The following is an 18,753-nucleotide window of genomic DNA, read 5'->3' as shown; positions in this document are numbered from 1 at the left end:
GCTGGAAGCGTGTTAAGGAATACTGTTGATCGATGTGCAGCGGCTCCGCGTCCTGCGGGCGGTGGCGGACCACGGCAGCTTCAGCAAGGCGGCCGCGGCCCTCCACCTCACCCCCTCCGCCGTCTCCCAGCACGTAGCGGTGCTGGAACGCAGCCTCGGTGCCCAGGTCGTGGCACGCAGCACGCGCGGGGTCACCCTCACCCAGGCCGGCCAGATCATGGTCGGGGCCGCCGAGTCCGTCGCAGCCGAGCTCGCACAGGCAAAGCAGCAAGTCGAGCGGCTCAGCACGGGCCGCGTACAGCTCACCGTCGCCACCTTCACCAGCGGCGGCAGGCACCTCCTGCCCGACGCTCTCCCACGGCTCATGGCGACCCACCCCCGCACCCTGCTCCATGTCAGGGAGGGCGAGCCCGAGGACACCCTGCCCCTTGTCCGCCAAGGCGCCGTCGACCTCGCAATCGCCTACCACTTCGACGGCCCGCTGCCTGTCGGGCCGGGCTCGGGCTCCAGCCTGCAGTGGACCGCACTCCTGGAAGACCCCCTGCACGTCGTCATGCCCCACGAGCACCGACTCGCCGACCGCGAGTCACTCGACATCGCCGAGCTGGCAGCCGAGCCCTGGGTGCTCGGCTGCCTCAAGACCGAGGCATATCTGCGCCGTTACGCCGAGCGCGCAGGCTTCGAACCGGAAGTGCGCGGCACCACCACCGACTACTTCTTCGCCCGCTCACTCGTCGCCGCGGGAATGGGAATCTCCCTGATCCCCTCCATCGCGCTCGTCCCGACGGTGCCGGGTCTGCGCGCCGTCCCGATCGAACCGCCGACTCCGACCCGGCACATCGGCGTCGCCACGATCGGCCGCCGTCACGACCGCCCCCACGTCACGACGTTCATCGAGGCCCTCCGCGAACAGGCGAGGCATCGATCGGAGTAGCGGGTTCCACGCGGGTTCCACGCAGGAACCATGCGGGATCTACGCGGGCTTGGGGCCGCGACGAGCGTCTCCGTCACCGGGCGACGACCACTTCTCCGACGACGGGCGAGTACGACATGGGCGTGGTGCTGCCCCCCCGGCTTGTGGGTGGTGAACACGAGGCCGTTGTCGTTCCCTTGTAGGGTCGTGGTGGGTCGACGTCGTGGCGTGTCCGCACGGGCCCGAAGCATGGGAGGGGCACAGATGATCTCGTCGGTTTTGTTGCTGTTGGTGGGCTTGGGCGTGCTGGCCGCGATCGTGGTCGTCGTCGCCGTGGTGCTGAGCACGCGCGGCAGGAGCGCGCAGCCGCAGGGCGCTCCTGGGGGGTGGGGTGCGGGTCCGGGTATGCCGCACCAGGCGCCGTATCCGCCCGCCCCGCAGTCCGGGCAGGGGTTCTGGCCGCCGCAGCAGCCGGGCGGGCAGGCGTATCCGCCGGTCGCCTCTCCGGGGCAGCCGCCGCAGAACCCGGGACCGTACGGCGCCCAACCGCCGTATCAGCCGCCCTATCAGCCGCCCCATCAGGGTCAGTGACACCCGAAGACCGCCGATGACCGGCCGCGGTGACTCCGTGGCCGGTCGACGCGAGAAACCGGCCCGATCAACGCCGAACTGACTTCGTTCCTGGAGGCGACATGAGCAGCGCCCTTCTCGTCATGGACGTCCAGCAGGCCATCGTGGACATCGCCGACGACGGTTCCGGATACCTGCCACGTCTGCGCAGGGCGATCGACGAGGCCCGGGCGGCGAACATCCCCGTGATCTACGTGGTCATCGCGCTGCGTCCCGGCTTCCCAGAAGTCGGCACGCGCAACCGGGCTCTCACCGCCATCGCGCGGGCCGGCCTCTTCGTCGAGGGCGCCCCAGGCACCGAGATCCACCCCGAGGTCGCGCCCCGGCCGGGCGATGTGGTGGTCACCAAGAGGCGGGCGAGTGCGTTCTCGGGCAGCGATCTCGACGTGGTGCTGAGGGCACGCGGTATCGACAGCCTCGTACTCACCGGCATCGCCACCAGCGCTGTGGTGCTGTCCACCCTGTGCCAGGCGAACGACCTGGACTTCGGCCTCACCGTCCTGTCCGACGCCTGTCTGGATACCGACCCGGAGCTGCACCGGGTCCTCATCGAGCGGCTGTTCCCGCAGTGGGCGGATGTCGTCACCGTCGACGACTGGGTCAAGGCGATCGCACCTCAGTAGCGGCGTCCGTCGCTGCCCTCGTCGCTGCCTCATTCCCCTTGCCCCGACGGACTCCTGAAGCGGCGCCACCACCACACCGGCCATGGGCCGAAACTTCCCGGAGCCGGTGGGGTTGGGCCACGTGGCCCGCGGCGCTTCATGCAGGGGAGTAGCCGAGCCGCCCGGACCGCTCAATGGTCGCTGCCGATCGAGGCTGCGCGGTGGGTGGTCCTGGTCAGGCGCAGCGCGAGGAAGGCGAGGACGGCCGAGACGGTCATGCCCGTGAACATGGGCAGTGCGGTGTGCTCACCGCCGAGGCCGACCAGTGGGGCGGCGACGGCACTCAGGACACTCTGGGCGGTGCCGAGCAGGGCGGAGCCGGTTCCGGCGGCATGGGCGACGAGTTCCAGGGCGAGTGCGCTCGCGTTGATGGCGACCAGGCTGATGCCGATGAAGGCCAGGTACAGCAGGGCCAGAACGAGCGGAAGGCGCAGCCGGTCGGCCATGGCGCATGCGCACAGGGCGCCGGAGGGGACGAGCATCGTCCAAAGGCCGGTGTGCAGCAGAGAGGTGGGGGAGAAGCGGCCGACGAGCCGCGTGATCACGAGGCCGGAGACGACGCTCACGGCGCCGACGGAGGCGAACGCGGTGGCGGTCTGGGCGACGCTCAGGCCGAGCAGGTTCTGGAAGAGGAAGGAAGCGCCGCCCAAGTAGCAGAAGAGCACGGCCAGAGCCATCCCGAAACAGAGCGTGTAGCCCAGGTAGCTGCGGTTGGCGAGGACCTCGCGCACCGACCGGAGGGTCGCCCGAGCGCCTCCTGTCCGGCGCCGCTCGCGCGGCAGGCTCTCGGGGATCGCGAAGACCGCGCCCGCGAAGGCGAGGAGCGAGGTCGCGGCCAGGACCCAGAACACCGCGCGCCAGCCGGCGGCCTCGATCACGATGCCGCCCGCCACGGGCGCGACGGCGGGGGCGACGGCGAGCAGGGACATCAGGACGCCGAGCAGCTTCGCCGCTCTCGCGCCCGTGGCGACGTCCGAGATGACGGCGCGGCCGATGACCACGCCGGCAGCTCCGCTGAGGCCCTGGAGGAAGCGCAGGGCGACCAGGTAGCCGAGCGAGGGCGCGAGCGCGCACAGACCAGTGGCGACGACGCAGACCGCCGAGCCCACCAGGATCGGCGTACGGCGCCCGAACCGGTCCGAGGATCAGCTGGCCCAGCCCCATGCCTATCAGGAACGAGGTGAGCGTGAGCTGGACACCGGATGCATCGGTGCCCAGGTCCCCCGGCAATTGCGGAAAGGCGGGCAGATACATATCCGTGGCAAGGGGCGTCACAAAGGCGAGCAGCACCAGGGCCGCTGTCATCACGGGCATCGCGGGGAACTCCAACCAGGGAAAATCGTGCACAGCAGGCAGCGCGCACGGACTGGGGTCAGCGCGCTCCCGGAGTGGTTGCGCCTCGTGCGGTGCCGGGCACGACGTTAGGAGAAGGGAGCAGGCCCCGCGTCGGCCCACAGACCGGAACCATGCCCTCCGCAAGCCCTACTGCCAGGAGCGCACACTGCTGGGCCATCGGACCTCGGCCCGCGTGTGGGCACGGGCCCCCGGGGAGGGAGAGGGGACCGACGGCGGACTGCGGGGGACGGTCCCAAGCGGCCTCTGGGTTCTGCCCGGCGGGTCATGCGACTACTAGGCTGCGACGATGGAACGCGCAAACGATGTGCCCGCGAGTCCCGCCCAGTCTGCAGATCGGGACCGGGTGAACGACTACGACGGTTTCGCCGAGGCGTACTCGGCGGAGAACGAGAACAGCCTCGTGACCGCGTACTACGCGCGGCCCGCGATGTTAGCCCTCGCCGGAGACGTGGCCGGCCACCGGATCCTGGACGCCGGCTGTGGCTCGGGCCCCCTTTCCGCGGCACTGCGCGACCGCGGTGCCGTCGTCACCGGAATCGACGCCAGCGCCAAGATGCTGGCGTTGGCCAGGCGGCGGCTGGGCGACGACGTGGCCCTGCACGTGGCCGACCTGAGCGACCGTCTGCCGTTCGACGACGGCGCGTTCGACGACGTGGTCGCGTCGCTGGTCCTGCACTACCTGGAGGACTGGGGGCCGACGCTGGCCGAGATGCGGCGAGTGCTCAGGCCCGGCGGCCGGCTGATCGCTTCGGTGGACCACCCTTTCGTGGCCTACACGATCCAGGACCCCCGGCCCGACTATTTCGCGACCACCAGCTATTCCTTCGACTGGACGTTCAACGGGCGGTCCGTCCCGATGAGGTTCTGGCGCAAGCCGTTGCACGCGATGACCGATGCCTTCACCGCCGCCGGCTTCCGTATTTCCGTCATCAGCGAGCCGCAGCCCGACCCGGCCGCCCGTGAGCTGTTCCCCGACGGCTTCCATGACCTTTCGACCAAGGCCTGCTTCCTGTTCTTCGTCGTCGAGGTGCCGCCGTCGGCCACCGGCTCGGAGGAATAGCGCCGCGAACAGTGCCGTGAGCAGTGCGGTGAGCAGCGCTGTGACCGGAAGGTTTCCCGGCTCGCGGTATCTCCAGTCCGCCCGCACGGATTCCCCCAGGGCAGAACGCCTTTCGAGTGGCTGGCCGAAATCTTCGACGATCGCGTTCCCGGCGTTCTGCGCCTCCGGTGAAGGCGGTGAGGCCGTACCCCAGCTGATGGGTGCGGAACGGACGCTGGTGTGCGCGGTGCAGCGCCCGGCGGCCTTGGATGTCAGTGGCTCCGCGTACGGTCTGCGCATGGTTGATCAGAAGCCCTCCTTGCGCTCGATACACGACTTCGCGACCTGGGAGCCGGTGCTGCGGCTGCTGCGGGCCGGCGGCGCGGGAGGGCAGGCCGGCCGGTCCGTCCGCGTGGCGGGATGCATCGGCCGGCACGGCTGGAGTCTGCCCCTGCGGCGACGGCCGCCGTCGCCCGGCCGCGCCGCCCAGATCGAGGACATGCGGGACGAGTCGGACGCCGTGAAGCGGGTGCAGCACGCGCTCGCCGACGCCGGTGTCGACGACGTCTCGTTCACTGCCGAGATCTCGGCGAACGGGAACGTCGCGCTCCGCCTGCTCGGGCCCAGCCCCGCCGTGGAACCCGGCATCGGAACCCCGCACCCAGGGGCGCTCATCCTGGTCGAGGGCGCCGTCCCCGAGCCCTGGCGCCGTCTGCCCGATCCGGTGCCCGGGGCGGTGCCGGCTCCTACGGCGGATCGGGAACTGCTGGAACGGACGCTGCGTGAGCGGTTGCCCGACGCCATCGGCGCGACGGAGGCGGAGATCACCGCTGCGGAAGCGCGCCTCGGCGTCACCCTGCCCGACGAGCTCAAGGCGGTCTACCGGGTGGCACGGGCGCGCTGGGAGGACTGGGGTGACGACTACGAGGCGGCGGAGCGCGAATCCACCGCGGTCGGCTGCGAGCTCTTCGCCTTGGACGACCTGTACATCGCCGACGCGTCGTCCCGCCACTGCCGTTGGGAGTTCGCGGCGAAGGAGGCCGTCGTCACGCCGCCCGACGCCGCGGTGCAGGGCCTGGTCGGCTCACCCGGCTGGATCGCCTTCGGGGACAACGGCGGGGGCGACCGGCTGGCGGTCGATCTGACCCCCGGCCCACGTGGGCATACAGGGCAGATCATCATGCTCAGCCATGAGGAGAGCGTTGGCGCCTCCCTGGTCGCCGACTCGCTCACCGACCTGATAACGAACCGTCACAGCAAGCGAGATGGCGGCTCGGGCCAGGACCAGCCGCCTGCCGTGGCCCATGTCAACATCCGAAGCCTGCCAAGCGTCGAGGCCGCCGCCCACCCCGGCTTGGAGGTGCTGTCCATCGGCGTGTGGGACCGTACGCCGCTCAGCCTCGCCCCGGTCACCGAACTGCCCCGCCTGCGCACCCTTGCCGCCTACCCCGGCACGCTCGCCGACCCTCTGCAGATCGCCGAACTGACCGGCCTGGAGTTCCTGGAACTCGGCCCGCAGGAATGGCGAGTCCTCCTCGACGCCGGAGCCGTCCCACGCGGTCTGTCGGCCGCCGCCATCACGGTGCACGGCAACCAGGACCCGCTGCCCATCGTGGCCATCGCCAACGAAATCCTGGCCCTCTGGGACCGGCCCCGGATCATCCAGACCGTCCTCGAAGGCAACCTCAGCGCCGAACGGTAGAGGCTTGGCGCCAGGACGCACGTGGTCAGCGGGGCCGGAGCCGTCAGCGGGGCTGCAGCCGGGCGTGCAGGAGGCAGAACTCGTTGCCTTCCGGGTCGGCCAGGACATGCCAGTTCTCGGTGCCGGTCTGGCCGACGTCGACGGGCTTGGCGCCGAGAGCGAGCAGCCGCTCCAGCTCGGCGTCCTGGTCGCGGTCGGTGGCGTTGACGTCGATGTGCAGTCGGAGCTTTCCGCTCCGCGGGGCGCTGCTGGGGCTGAGGACGAGGGTGGGCTGCAGGCCGCCGAAGCCGGTGCCGGGAGGCCCGATCTCGATGGTTCCGTCGTCCTCCCGGTCGAGTTCGACGTAGCCGAGGACCTTGCTCCAGAATGCGGCCAGGCCGTCGGGGTCGGCGCAGTCGATGACCAGTTCACTGATGCGGCATGCCATGCCCGTCAGTGTACGTAGACGGCCTGAGCGCGGCCGTGGTTCTTGACTCTCACACCGTGTCAGGCGGTCGACTCGGAGACATCATGTTCACCATCGGAGACTTCGCCCGGCACGGCCGCGTCTCGGTCCGCATGCTGCGTCACTACGACGCGACCGGTCTGTTGCACCCGGCCCACGTCGATCCTGCCAGCGGCTATCGCCACTACACCGCCGCTCAGCTCGCCCGCCTCAACCGGATCATCGCGCTCAAGGACCTGGGGTTCACCCTCCAGCAGGTACGCGCCATCGTGGACGAGAAGGTCGGCGCCGAGGAACTGCGCGGCATGCTGCGGCTGCGGCGGGCCGAACTGGAGACCGCCATGGCTGCCGCGGAGGCACGGCTGGTCCAGGTCGAGGCGAGGCTCCGAGCGATCGAGAGCGAGGGTCACATGCCCACGAACGACGTTGTCCTCAAGAGTGTCCCCACCGTCCGGGTGGCGGAGCTGACCGCCACCGCCGCGAGTTTCGAGCCCCAGGACATCGGCCCGGTCATCGGACCGCTCTACGACGAACTGTTCCGGCTCCTGAGCTCGGCGGGCATCGCCCCCACGGGCCCCGGAGTCGCCTACTACGAGGACGCCCCGGAGGGCGGTGGCAGGATCACCGTCCACGCCGCCGTCCAGGTCTCCGCCCCTCTCCAGGACCACGCCTTCCGGATCCTCGACCTGCCGTGCCTCGACCAGGCGGCGACGATCGTGCACCGCGGCTCGATGGATGCCGTGCTTCCCACCGCCCAGACCCTGGCCCGCTGGATCGACGCCAACGGCTACCAGACGACGGGGTACCCCCGTGAGGTCACCCTGGAGTGCCCCGAGAACCGGGACGACTGGGTGACGGAACTGCAGGCGCCGGTGACCCGGGCCTGATGCATGGTCTGCGGGGGAGGGGCGGCGAGGTGTCACCCCGCCGCCTCGTCTGACGGCGCCGAATGCGGTCCCGGCATGCTCTCTCCAGACGTTGTGGATGAACCCGGGCCGGGAGCGGCCGGAGCCGGGAAGAGCCATTGGCACGGGGGAGACCGGCCCTTCCCGGCAGACACATCGTCAGCCGGCCACCTCCGCGGTCCCCAGGGCCGAACGGCCCTCCCGCGGACGGCGAACGGCCCCCTCGGCGGCGGGACGGCCGGCCCCCGTTGCACACGCCTCCGGATGGCCGGTCGGCGCCGGTGCCCGCCGGCGCCGCCGCGCTGATCACGTACGCTTCCGAGCAGACGTACGGGATCTTTGGAGCAGCACGGTCATGTCCGAATCGCAGCAGTACGCACCGGTCGTGAGCGGTCCGCACGGGCCGCGGCTCCATGCACCGGACCGGATGCGCAGCCTGCTCGACGCCGTGATGAGCCTGGGGCGGGGGCTCGAACTCCCGCAGGTGCTCAGGGGCATCGTGGAGGCGGCGGTCACCCTCACCGACGCGGAGTACGGGGCGCTCGGCGTGGTCGGGGACGGGCAGCTGTCGCAGTTCCTGCCCGTCGGGATGTCCGACGAGCTCATCGGGCTGATCGGCCGGACGCCGTGCGGCCGCGGCATCCTCGGGGAGCTGATCCGCAACCCGTCGCCGCTGCGGCTCACCGACCTGACCCGGCATCCGCACAGCTATGGCTTTCCGGCCAACCACCCTCCGATGCGGACCTTCCTGGGGGTGCCGGTCCGGGTCCGCGACGAGGTGTTCGGCAACCTCTACCTCACCGAGAAGCGGGGCGGCGGCTCGTTCGACGCGGACGACGAGGCCGTGTTGACCACGTTGTCCATCGCGGCGGGAGTGGCGATCGACAACGCCCGCATGTACCACGAGAGCCGCCGGCGCGAACGGTGGCTGGAGGCACTGGGCGAGATCACCCGCAGCCTGCTGTCCGGTACTGACGCCGACGAGGTGCTGCGGCTGATCGCCGAGCACGCGCAGGAGGTCGCCGGCGCGGACAGCGCGGCGGTCCTGCTGCCGGCGCCCTCGTCCGCGGACCAGCTGACGGTGGCGGTGGCGTGCGGTACGGGCGCGAGCCGGATCCTGGGGCTGCGGGTGCCGGCCGACGGTTCACTGCCCGGGATGGCCGTCCGCAGCGGCCGGCCGGTGGTCAGCGCCGATCTACGGGCCGACCCGCGGGCGTACCCGCTGGGCCCGGACGCCCCCGGCACCGAGATCGGGCACCCGCCTGAGGGAGCCCGGCCGCACGGCGCCGAGCCGAACGGCGAGCCCGCGCAGACGTACGGGCCGACGGTGGCCGTCCCGCTCCAGGTGGACACCGGCCGCGGTGCACTGCGGCTGAGCCGTCTGGCGGGGCGGCCCGCGTTCGACGACGCCGAGGTCACCCTGATATCGGGCTTCGCGGACCAGGCCGTGATCGCCCTGGAACTCGCCCGCCGACGGGCCGAGTCGGAGGAGCTGACGATCCTTCACGACCGTGACCGGATCGCCCGGGACCTGCACGACCTGGCCATCCAGCGGCTGTTCGCGACCGGCATCACCCTGCAGAGCGCGACCCGGCTGATCGACCGTCCGGAGGCCGTCGAGCGGGTCGGCCGCGCGGTCAACGACCTGGACACCACCATCAAGATCATCCGTTCCACCATCTTCGGACTGCGCACCACCGGGGACGCCAAGGGCGGCCGTGGTCTGCGCCGCGACCTGACCGAGACCCTGCAGCGGGCGGCCGGCCCCCTCGGCTTCAGCCCGGCACTGCGGATCGACGGCCCGGTCGACGCCGCGGTCCCCGACGACCTCTCCCAGCACCTCCTGGCGGTGACCGCGGAGGCCCTCAGCAACGCCGCCCGCCATGCCCGTGCCCGCCAACTGGACGTGACGCTGTCGGTGACCGGGGACGCGGTGACGCTGACGGTGACGGACGACGGGGTGGGGGTCGGCGCCGCGCCGCACACCGGAGGCCTGGCCAACATGCGGGCCCGAGCGGACATGCGCGGTGGCCGGCTGGCCGTCGAGGGGCCGGAGGACGGCGGCACCCGCATCGTCTGGCGGGCGCCGCTGCCCGACTGACCCGGTCCCTTCCGGTGCCGCACGCGGTCGTGCCGGGGCACCGCTCGGCACGGGGCACCGGGGAGCGGCGGTTCAGGCCCTGGGGATTCCCGGTGCCGCGGTCACGCCCGTGGCCCCTTCAGCCGTTCGACGACCATCGCCGCCTGGACCCGGCGGCCCACGCCCAGTTTGGACAGGATCGCGGACACCCGGTTCTTGACCGTCTTCTCCGAGAGGAACAGCCGGTCCGCGATCTGACGATTCGTCAAACCCTCGCCGATCAGGTCCAGTACCTCCCGCTCGCGCGGTGAGAGCCGGCCGAGTTCGGACGTCTCCGTCTCGGCCGGCCGGCCCCGGCCCGGGTCGCGCAACCGCTCCATCACCCGCGTCGCGGTGCGTGGATCCAGCATCGACTGCCCCGCAGCGACCGTGCGGATCGCGTGCACCAGCGCACTGCCGTCGATCTGCTTGAGCACGTAGCCGGCCGCCCCGGCCATGATGGCGTCGAACAGCGCCTCGTCGTCGTCGAAGGACGTCAGCATCAGACAGGCCAGCTCCGGCATGCGGGCCCGCAACTCCCGGCAGACCTCGATCCCTTCGTGGTCGCTCTCGGGCCCGCCGGTGCCGCCGAGCCGGACGTCGAGGACGGCCACCTGCGGCCGGATCGCCGGCACCCGGGCGAGGGCCTGCCGGGCGTCCCCCGCCTCCCCGACGACCTCTATGTCCTCCTCCGCCTCCAGAAGATCCCGTACTCCGCGGCGGACCACCTCGTGGTCGTCGAGGATGAAGACGCGCAGCGGCGCATCGGGGGCACCGGCGGGGGCAGGGTGAACGGGCTGCTGGTTCATGCACTCTCGCTCTGTGGTTCTCGCGGTTCGGCGGGGCACAAGGGTCCCGACCACGAGGTTCGTCGCGCCTGGCGCCCGGCGCAAGGGCCGAACGGCCCTGGGGGATCGGGGCCCTTAGGGCACGGCACCGCGTTGCGATACTGACGCCCCCCGTCAGGAGGTCGATCCCGTGCACCAGCCCTCTCAGCCGTACCAGCCCCCGCGTTCCGCTTCGGCCCTACCGCCCGGATGCCCCGCCGCGGACACCGTCGGCGGCGAGTACCACGCCCTGCTCGCCCGCCACGACGCCATGCGGCTGCGGCAGCGCATCCTCGGCCAGGGTCGGTCACCCGCGCCGGACTTAACGCCCGCCGCCTACGACGGTGCGGCGGACCAGCGCCTGATCACCCAGTACCTCGACCTGGTCACGCCGTTCGGCGACCTCATCGCCCGCCTCTACGACGAGATGTTCGCCCGGTGGCCCTACCTGCGATCGCTGTTCCCCGCGTCCATGGAGTTCCAGCGCGCCCATCTGGCCCGCGCCTTCTGGTACCTGATCGAGAATCTGCACCGCCCCGGCGAGGTGGCCGCCTACTTCCGGCAGCTCGGTCATGACCACCGCAAGCTCGGGGTGCGTCCGGTGCACTACGAGGCGTTCGAGACGGCGCTGTGCGCGGCGCTGCGGAGCACCGCCGGGCCCCGCTGGGCCGAGGCGGTGGAACAGGCGTGGGTGCGGATGCTGCGGTTCGCCGTCGCGTCGATGGTCGAGGGTGCCGACGCCGCGCTCGCCGAACCCCCCTGTTGGCAGGGGACGGTGACCGTGCACGAGCGGCGCCGCCCGGACCTCGCGGTGCTGCGGGTGCGGCCGCACGAGCCGTATCCCTACCGGGCCGGCCAGTACGCGGCGGTCGCCTCGCCGCTGATGCCGCAGGCGTGGCGGCACTACTCCCTCGCGTCGGCGCCGGGGCCCGACGGCGAGGTGGCCCTCCACGTCCGGCGGACCGGCCCCGGCGGGGTCAGCGAGACCCTGGTCGGCGGCACCCGGGTCGGCGACACGCTGCGGCTGGGACCGGCGCACGGCACGATGACGCTCCGGGACGAGGACCGCTCCCGCGATCTGCTGATGGTGGCGGGCGGCACGGGCTGGGCTCCGATCAAGGCGCTCCTGGAGGAGTGGGAGGGACGCCGCCGAGGAACCGCCGGTCTTCCGCAGCGCCCGGCCGGACGGGTCCACCTCTTCGTCGGCGCCCGCAGCCGCGCCGAGCTGTACGACGCCGTGGCGCTGACCCGGTTGGCGACGCGTCACGACCGACTGCGGGTGGTCCGGGTGCTGGACGAGGACGTCGCCCCGGGCAGTAGCGACCCGCTGTCCGAATACGGGCCCCTGGCCGAGGCGGTGGCGCGCGACCGGCGGTGGTCGCAGCACCTCGCCTTCGTCAGCGGTCCGCCGGCCATGGTCGGTGCCACGGTCGCGCGGCTGACCGCGGCCGGCATGTCGGCCGACCAGATCCGCCACGACCCGGTCCCGGACGTACTGACCCCGCCGGCCGACCGCCGCCCGGCGCACACGGTGGACGGCACGGTGGCCGGAGCGGCGCGGTGACGCCGACCCGGCCCTGAACGTCGCACGGTCATTCCGGCCGCGCCGCCCGAGGCGGGCCGAACGGCCCTGGTGGGTGGCCGCCGAGTGGCGTCTACTGGCCGACAGCTCAGTGCATCAGCAGTGTCACCAGGACAGGGAGCACGCAGTGAACGACATCCCGGCCCGGCACACCACCGGGACCGCCATCGACTCCGCGCCGGTGGCCCGGGCCGACCGCGAAGCCTCCCGCCGCAGCACCGAACTGGACCGTGCCGAGGCCCTCCGCCTGTTGGGCAGCGTGTCGCTGGGCCGGATCGTCTTCACCCAGAACGCGCTGCCGGCCATCCGCCCCGTCAACCACCTCCTCCACCACGGCGAGGTGATCATCCGCACCCACGAGGGCGCGGCCCTGACCAGCCTCACCGAGCACGCGGAGGACGAGGGGGTGGTCGTCGCCTACGAGGCCGACGCCATCGACCCGGCCACCCACTGCGGCTGGAGCGTGGTGGTGACCGGCTACTGCCACCTGGTGACCGACCCCGACGACCTGGCGCACTACCAGGCGTTGCTGCACCCCTGGACGGACCACCGGATGGCCCACGCGCTGCGGATCCGCCCGGATCTGGTCACGGGGTTGCGGCTGTCCCGCTAGCGGGGCGGGGCAAGGCGCCGCCGGTTCAACCCTTCAGACCGTAGAAGTGGATCGGTGAGTTCGGTGTGAACCCGATACGCGGGTATACGGGGGCGCCGGCGACGGTCGCGTGCAAGGTGGCACGGGTCAGTCCGGTGGCGCGGGCGCCCTCGTACAGCGCCTTGCGTGTGACCGCCTCGCCGTAGCCTCTGCGCTGCCACTCCGGGGCCGTGGCGACGAGAACGACGAAGAGGCGCCCGTCTGCTTCGACGGCACCGGCGCACGCCACCGGCACGTCGCCCCGCATGCCCAGGTAGGCGTACACCTCGTTCTTCCAGCGCGTGGATCCGAGGAGCCCGTCGCGGCCGTCCGCCAAGGACATTCCGTACGCACGCGAGTTGAGGTCCGCATAGGCGCACAACTGCTCGTCGGTCGTCACGCGCACGAACGTCAGATCGGGGTGGACCGGCTCGGGGAGGGGGAGCAGGTCGCCGGCCATGCCGGTACCGGGGAAGGCGTGCCGCAGGCCCGCCCGCTCGGCCGCCGGCCCCAGCACGGCGCGAGCCGAGTCGTCGAGAAGGTCTTCGAAGAGCCACAGGAAGCCCGGTTGCTTCTTGGCGCGCATGATGTCCGCCGCCCGGCCCAGACGTTGCCCCAGGAGCTCTGCGTCCGCGCCCACGTCGGTCAGGGCGACGCAGTTCCAGAAGGCGAAACGGCAGTCGGCCCAGCGGACGGCGAGCCCCGGCAGGTCGCGCACATCAGCACCCGCATCGCGGTCGAGCACCATGGCACGCCAGACCGCGGCGAGTTGCTCCACCGATTCGACGGACTCCGCGAGATCGGCCACCGTCATCCCATCGATCATCGAGCCCGGACAGATCATCCAGATCGTCGAGTTCGGAGAAATCCTTGCTGAAGTAGTACCCGACTCCGCCGGCTCCGGGTGCCTCTTCGCGACATTGACCGCTCGGTGTTGCGGCGCGGTGGCAAGGAATTCGGCCGACAGTTGCCGGTCGCGCGTTCCGCTTGGGGGACCTGAAACGGTCAGCCGGTCCCGGCCATGGCCGTGAGGCGGCGGGCGAGCACGGCGGCGGCCTCCCGCAGCTCCGGCGGCTGAAGCACCTCCGCCTCGAACCCCAGCCGGGCCACGTGCAGGGCGAGCCAGTCCAGGTCGTCCCCACCGGCGACGAGCACGCACCAGCCGTCGCGCTCCTCCTCGACCCGCCCCACCTGGGGCGGCACCAACTCCCGTACCTGGTCGGGCCGGGCGTGCACCCGCACCCGGGCGAGGTACCGGTACGGCGCCTCGGTCACGGACCGCTGCACATGGGCGACCGGGTCCGGATGCTCCCTCGTCCGGAAGCGCCAGGTCGTCGCCACCACCTCGCGCATCCGGTCCAGCCGGAACGTGCGCCAGTCGTCGCGGTCGACGTCCCAGGCCATCAGGTACCAGCGGCGGCTGGTGGCGACCATCCGCACCGGCTCGACCGTGCGCTCGCGCTCCCCGCCGTCGCGGCCGGCGTAGCCGAAGCGCACCCGTACGGCGTCGCGACAGGCCCGCGCGAGCGTCACCAGCAGCTCCGCGTCGATCTCGACCCCGGGGCCGACGAGGGTCTCGGTGGCGCCGTGGACGGCCCGCACCTCGGCGCGCAGCCGGGGCGGCATCACCTGGTCGAGCTTCGCGAGCGCCCGAAGCGCCGCCTCGCCCGCCCCGGCGACCGTGCCGCCCGACGCCAGCCGCAGGGACACGGCCGTCGCGATCGCCTCCTCGTCGTCGAGGAGCAGCGGCGGCAGCCGGGTGCCCGCACCGAGCTGGTAGCCGCCGCCGACCCCCGCCGTCGCGTGCACGGGGTAGCCGACCGCGCGCAGCCGCTCCACGTCGCGGCGCACCGAGCGGTCGGTGACCCCCAGCTCGGCGGCGAGCTCGGCGGCGGTCCAGGACGCTCGGCGCTGCAGCAGCGCCAGCAGCCGCAGCACCCGTTCGGTCGTCGCCTCAACGGTCATGCGCGCATCGTTTCACGCTTCACGGAACGAAGCTGTCCGCTATATGCGCAAGGCTGGAGCCATGACCGACCAGACGTGGAATCCCCTGCTCAGAGACCAGCTCTCCTGGCACTGGACGAACCAGTTGCGCGACCGCCTCGAAGGGCTCACCGACGACGAGTACTTCTGGGAGCCGGCGCCCGGCTGCTGGAGCGTGCGCCCGCGCGGTACCGGCACCGCACCGGTGCGGGCCGGGTCCGGCGCGATGACCATCGACTTCGCGATGCCGGAGCCCGATCCGCGACCGTTCACGACGATCGCCTGGCGACTGGGGCATGTGATCGTCGGCGTGCTCGCGATGCGCAACGCCGCGCACTTCGGTCGCGCGGCCACCGACTACCAGTCGTTCGCGTACGCCGAGACCGCGGCCGAGGCGCTGGCTCAGCTCGACGCGGAGTACGCCACATGGCTGGCCGGGGTCGAGTCCCTCGGTGAAGCCGGCCTCGCGCGCCCGTGCGGGGAGGCGGAGGCGCCGTACGGCGAGCGTCCTATGGCGGCGCTGGTGCTGCACATCAACCGCGAGCTGATCCACCATCTGTCCGAGGTGTGCCTGCTCCGCGACCTCCACCTGCACACCCGCCGGGAGGCGAGCTGAGATGGCCCGCGACATCCAGATCACTTTCGACTGCGCCGACCCGGCCGGGACGGCGGCGTTCTGGGCCGAGGCCCTCGGCTACCGGCTGCAGGACCCGCCCGAGGGCTTCGAGTCGTGGGACCAGGCCCTGGAGGCGATGGGGGTGCCGCCCGAGAGACGTAACGACGCCTCGGCGGTGGTCGACCCCGAGGGATCCGGGCCGCGGCTGTTCTTCCAGCGGGTGCCCGAGCGCAAGCAGGCCAAGAACCGTGTGCACCTCGACGTGCGGGCCGCCCCAGGGCTTGCGGGCGACGCGCGGATGGCGGCCCTGGAAGAGGAGGCCGGGCGGCTCGTCTCCCACGGCGCCACCCGGCTGCGTCGCTTCGAGCCCGCTCCTCCGCTCGGCGCCGGGCACATCGTGATGGCCGACCCCGAGGGCAACGAGTTCTGCCTCGACTGACATGGGTCCTGAAGTGAGTTCCGCAGTGGGCTCCGCCTCGGCTGATCCGTGTGCGGTGAGGGGGTTGCTCGCAGTGCCGTGGTGAGCGGATCCCGTCCGGTGTGCGCCCGTTGAGGACGGTTCGGGCCGCAACGCGGGTCGACTGGGCCACAATGCCGCCATGACTGATGAGGCCATGACTCCCGCCCGTCCGCTGTTGCGCCGCCCTCAGGACGGTGAACTCCTCGACGTCGCCGGCGTCGAGCACTTCTTCAAGCTCACCGGTGAGCACACCGGCGGGCGCTTCTCCTTCGAGGAGTTCCGCCTCGCGCCCGGCACCATAGGCGCCAGACCGCATGTGCACGACGGGCACGACGAGTACTTCTACGTCGTCGAGGGGGAGTTGACGCTCCACACCGGCGACGGTGAGGTGACGGCCGGCCCCGGCCATCTGCTCGCCGCCACCCGGGGCACCCCGCACGGCTTCCGCAACGCGGGAACGGTCCCCGTGCGTGCCCTGTGCCTCTACACGCCCGCCGGCTACGAGAACTACTTCCGCGACGTCCACGCCGCCGTGAGCGCCGGAGCCGAGGCGACCGACGAGCTCCTGGCCGAGTTCCGCAGCCGCTACCGGACCAGCTCCTACCAGGTCCCTTCGCCCACGGTGCCGTAGCACCAGGGGCGGCGGGCGGCGGTCTTCCGCGGCGACTCAGGGGCTCCACCCCGTAGGGGGTGGGGCCCCTTTTGCCTGCCTGCCCGCCGGATGTCCGGGGTGTCCGTGCCTCGCGTCGCCCGCCCAACTCGTGCGATCGCGGACATTCGGTCATCAGCCGCCCGTCCTCCCCTTGACGGGCGATGCGGCGCGCTCTAACTTCCTTCCATAAAGCAAAACATTAATTCCATGATGCGGAATTAAGGAACTCCGGTCCTTCGCCGGAGCGTGCCCGTGACAGGTCGACGCAGGAGTACTCGATGCCTCGAATGACAGCCGCCCGTGCCGCGGTGGAGATCCTCAAGCGCGAAGGCGTGACCAACGCCTTCGGAGTGCCCGGTGCCGCGATCAACCCCTTCTACGCAGCGCTCAAGGGTGCGGGCGGGATCGATCACACGCTGGCTCGCCACGTCGAGGGCGCTTCGCACATGGCGGAGGGCTACACCCGCACGCATCCGGGCAACATCGGCGTCTGCATCGGCACCTCCGGCCCGGCCGGCACGGACATGATCACCGGCCTCTACTCCGCGATCGGTGACTCCATCCCGATCCTGTGCATCACCGGCCAGGCGCCGACCGCGGTGATCCAGAAGGAGGACTTCCAGGCCGTCGACATCGCCTCGATCGCCAAGCCGGTGACCAAGGCCGCGACCACCGTGATGGAGGCCGCGCAGGTCCCCGGTGTCTTCCAGCAGGCCTTCCACCTGATGCGCTCCGGACGTCCGGGCCCGGTCCTGATCGACCTGCCGATCGATGTCCAGCTGACCGAGATCGACTTCGACCCCGAGACGTACGAGCCGCTGCCGGCCTTCAAGCCCGCCGCGACCCGGGCGCAGATCGAGAAGGCGATCGCGCTGCTCAACGAGTCCGAGCGTCCGCTGATCGTCGCCGGTGGCGGCATCATCAACGCCGACGCCTCCGAGCTGCTGGTCGAGTTCGCCGAGCTGACCGGCACCCCGGTCGTGCCCACCCTGATGGGCTGGGGAATCCTCGCCGACGACCACGAGCTGAACGCCGGCATGGTCGGCCTGCAGACCTCGCACCGCTACGGCAACGCGAACTTCCTGGAGTCCGACTTCGTCCTGGGCATCGGTAACCGCTGGGCCAACCGCCACACCGGCAAGCTGGACGTCTACACCCAGGGCCGCAAGTTCGTCCACGTCGACATCGAGCCGACCCAGATCGGCAAGATCTTCGCCCCGGACTTCGGTATCGCCTCGGACGCCAAGGCCGCGCTGGAGCTGTTCGTCGAGGTGGCCAAGGAGCTCAAGGCCGCCGGCAAGCTGCCCGACCGCGGCGAGTGGGCCGCCTCCACCCAGGAGCGCAAGGCCGAGCTGCAGCGTCGTACGCACTTCGACAACATCCCGATGAAGCCGCAGCGCGTCTACGAGGAGATGAACAAGGCCTTCGGCCCGGAGACCCGCTACGTCACCACCATCGGCCTCTCCCAGATCGCCGGCGCCCAGATGCTGCACGTCTACAAGCCGCGCCACTGGATCAACTGCGGCCAGGCCGGCCCGCTGGGCTGGACCATCCCGGCCGCGCTGGGTGTCGCCACCGCCGACCCGGAGACGCCGGTCGTCGCGCTCTCCGGCGACTACGACTTCCAGTTCATGATCGAGGAGCTGGCCGTCGGCGCCCAGCACAAGATCCCCTACGTCCATGTCCTGGTGAACAACGCCTACCTGGGCCTGATCCGCCAGGCGCAGCGCAACCTCGACATCAACTTCCAGGTCAACCTGGAGTTCGAGAACATCAACTCGCCGGAGCTGGGCGTCTACGGCGTGGACCACGTCAAGGTCGCCGAGGGGCTGGGCTGCAAGGCCATCCGGGTCACCGACCCCAACGAGCTGGGTGCCGCGTTCGAGCAGGCCAAGAAGCTGGCCGCCGAGCACCGTGTCCCGGTCGTCGTCGAGGCAATCCTGGAGCGGATCACCAACATCTCGATGAGCGGCACGGACATCGCCAGCGTCAACGAGTGGGAGGAGATCGCGACCGAGCCGGGTCACGCGCCCACCGCGATCAAGCCGCTCAAGTCCTGACCCCGGGCCGGATCCGGACCTGACCCGGATCCGGCCCGGACGGTGGGCCGGGGGGGCGTTGCCCGCGCACCCCACACCCCCACCACCCCCCCGCAAAAAAAAAAAAAACCCCCCCCCCGGAGCAAAGCCAACAACTCCCGGTTCTCCGGCCCCGCCCCTTCCACCCCACCC

The 18,753-nt window shown here is 71.4% G+C and carries 18 protein-coding genes; 13 read left to right on the top strand and 5 right to left on the bottom strand.

Features of this window, described 5'->3' with window-relative positions:
- The first annotated feature begins 25 nt into the window (after window positions 1–25).
- From AC0680_RS14435 to AC0680_RS14425, 3 genes are all read left to right on the top strand, one after another.
- Entirely contained in the window at window positions 26–934 is a 909-nt protein-coding gene (locus tag AC0680_RS14435; RefSeq protein WP_478628107.1) for a LysR family transcriptional regulator, read from the top strand.
- A 243-nt stretch (window positions 935–1,177) separates the two neighbouring features.
- A complete protein-coding gene (locus tag AC0680_RS14430) occupies window positions 1,178–1,504 on the top strand; it encodes a hypothetical protein (RefSeq protein ID WP_478628105.1) in 327 nt (108 codons plus the stop codon).
- 101 nt (window positions 1,505–1,605) lie between these two features.
- Window positions 1,606–2,166 carry a cysteine hydrolase family protein gene (locus AC0680_RS14425; protein ID WP_478628103.1) on the top strand — a complete coding sequence of 187 codons (561 nt, stop codon included), beginning with the start codon at window positions 1,606–1,608 and terminating at the stop codon, window positions 2,164–2,166.
- Window positions 2,167–2,336: 170 nt separating this feature from the next.
- On the opposite strand, the gene AC0680_RS14420 is transcribed toward AC0680_RS14425, so the two are convergent.
- Window positions 2,337–3,314, bottom strand: coding sequence for an MFS transporter (locus tag AC0680_RS14420; protein WP_478628101.1), 978 nt, complete (start codon window positions 3,312–3,314; stop codon window positions 2,337–2,339).
- Window positions 3,315–3,847: 533 nt separating this feature from the next.
- On the opposite strand from AC0680_RS14420, the gene AC0680_RS14415 reads away from it, so the two are divergent.
- Window positions 3,848–4,621: a class I SAM-dependent methyltransferase gene (locus AC0680_RS14415; RefSeq protein WP_478628098.1), complete on the top strand. Its 774-nt coding sequence runs from the start codon at window positions 3,848–3,850 to the stop codon at window positions 4,619–4,621.
- Window positions 4,622–4,898: 277 nt separating this feature from the next.
- A complete protein-coding gene (locus AC0680_RS14410) occupies window positions 4,899–6,302 on the top strand; it encodes an SMI1/KNR4 family protein (RefSeq protein ID WP_478628096.1) in 1,404 nt (467 codons plus the stop codon).
- A 43-nt stretch (window positions 6,303–6,345) separates the two neighbouring features.
- Here the strand turns inward: AC0680_RS14410 and AC0680_RS14405 are convergent, their stop codons facing one another.
- Window positions 6,346–6,729, bottom strand: a complete 384-nt coding sequence (locus tag AC0680_RS14405; protein WP_478628094.1) for a VOC family protein — start codon at window positions 6,727–6,729, stop codon at window positions 6,346–6,348.
- 83 nt (window positions 6,730–6,812) lie between these two features.
- Here AC0680_RS14405 and AC0680_RS14400 point away from each other — a divergent pair, with 83 nt between their 5' ends.
- Both AC0680_RS14400 and AC0680_RS14395 read left to right on the top strand, forming a co-directional pair.
- Entirely contained in the window at window positions 6,813–7,634 is an 822-nt protein-coding gene (locus AC0680_RS14400; RefSeq protein WP_478628093.1) for a MerR family transcriptional regulator, read from the top strand.
- Between the two features lie 445 nt (window positions 7,635–8,079).
- Complete coding sequence (locus AC0680_RS14395) at window positions 8,080–9,753, top strand: sensor histidine kinase (RefSeq protein ID WP_478628545.1); 1,674 nt, start codon at window positions 8,080–8,082, stop codon at window positions 9,751–9,753.
- Window positions 9,754–9,854: 101 nt separating this feature from the next.
- Here AC0680_RS14395 and AC0680_RS14390 read toward each other — a convergent pair whose 3' ends face one another.
- Window positions 9,855–10,580 (bottom strand): response regulator transcription factor, encoded by a 726-nt coding sequence (locus AC0680_RS14390; protein WP_478628091.1) that lies wholly within the window; start codon window positions 10,578–10,580, stop codon window positions 9,855–9,857.
- Window positions 10,581–10,749: 169 nt separating this feature from the next.
- Between AC0680_RS14390 and AC0680_RS14385 the strand changes: the two genes are divergently transcribed.
- Both AC0680_RS14385 and AC0680_RS14380 read left to right on the top strand, forming a co-directional pair.
- Complete coding sequence (locus tag AC0680_RS14385) at window positions 10,750–12,162, top strand: globin domain-containing protein (protein ID WP_478628089.1); 1,413 nt, start codon at window positions 10,750–10,752, stop codon at window positions 12,160–12,162.
- Window positions 12,163–12,307: 145 nt separating this feature from the next.
- A complete protein-coding gene (locus AC0680_RS14380; RefSeq protein WP_478628087.1) occupies window positions 12,308–12,793 on the top strand; it encodes a pyridoxamine 5'-phosphate oxidase family protein in 486 nt (161 codons plus the stop codon).
- A gap of 25 nt (window positions 12,794–12,818) precedes the next feature.
- Here the strand turns inward: AC0680_RS14380 and AC0680_RS14375 are convergent, their stop codons facing one another.
- Together AC0680_RS14375 and AC0680_RS14370 are read right to left on the bottom strand one after the other, a co-directional pair.
- Window positions 12,819–13,619, bottom strand: coding sequence for a GNAT family N-acetyltransferase (locus tag AC0680_RS14375; RefSeq protein WP_478628542.1), 801 nt, complete (start codon window positions 13,617–13,619; stop codon window positions 12,819–12,821).
- Between the two features lie 197 nt (window positions 13,620–13,816).
- A complete protein-coding gene (locus AC0680_RS14370) occupies window positions 13,817–14,776 on the bottom strand; it encodes a helix-turn-helix transcriptional regulator (protein WP_478628084.1) in 960 nt (319 codons plus the stop codon).
- 61 nt (window positions 14,777–14,837) lie between these two features.
- Between AC0680_RS14370 and AC0680_RS14365 the strand changes: the two genes are divergently transcribed.
- The 4 genes from AC0680_RS14365 (at window position 14,838) to gcl (ending at window position 18,582) form a co-directional block, all read left to right on the top strand.
- Window positions 14,838–15,410: a DinB family protein gene (locus tag AC0680_RS14365; protein ID WP_478628083.1), complete on the top strand. Its 573-nt coding sequence runs from the start codon at window positions 14,838–14,840 to the stop codon at window positions 15,408–15,410.
- Window position 15,411: 1 nt separating this feature from the next.
- Window positions 15,412–15,849 carry a VOC family protein gene (locus AC0680_RS14360; protein WP_478628082.1) on the top strand — a complete coding sequence of 146 codons (438 nt, stop codon included), beginning with the start codon at window positions 15,412–15,414 and terminating at the stop codon, window positions 15,847–15,849.
- A gap of 160 nt (window positions 15,850–16,009) precedes the next feature.
- The gene (locus AC0680_RS14355) at window positions 16,010–16,501 is read left to right on the top strand and encodes a cupin domain-containing protein (RefSeq protein WP_478628081.1); all 492 of its coding nucleotides are present in this window, start codon (window positions 16,010–16,012) and stop codon (window positions 16,499–16,501) included.
- 299 nt (window positions 16,502–16,800) lie between these two features.
- Window positions 16,801–18,582: a glyoxylate carboligase gene (gcl, locus tag AC0680_RS14350; protein WP_478628080.1), complete on the top strand. Its 1,782-nt coding sequence runs from the start codon at window positions 16,801–16,803 to the stop codon at window positions 18,580–18,582.
- Window positions 18,583–18,753: the final 171 nt, after the last annotated feature.

It is taken from the genome of Streptomyces sp. NPDC043738 (assembly GCF_056436545.1).
Note: the sequence above shows the minus strand (reverse complement) of the source record. Positions and strands in the feature narration are given on the sequence as shown.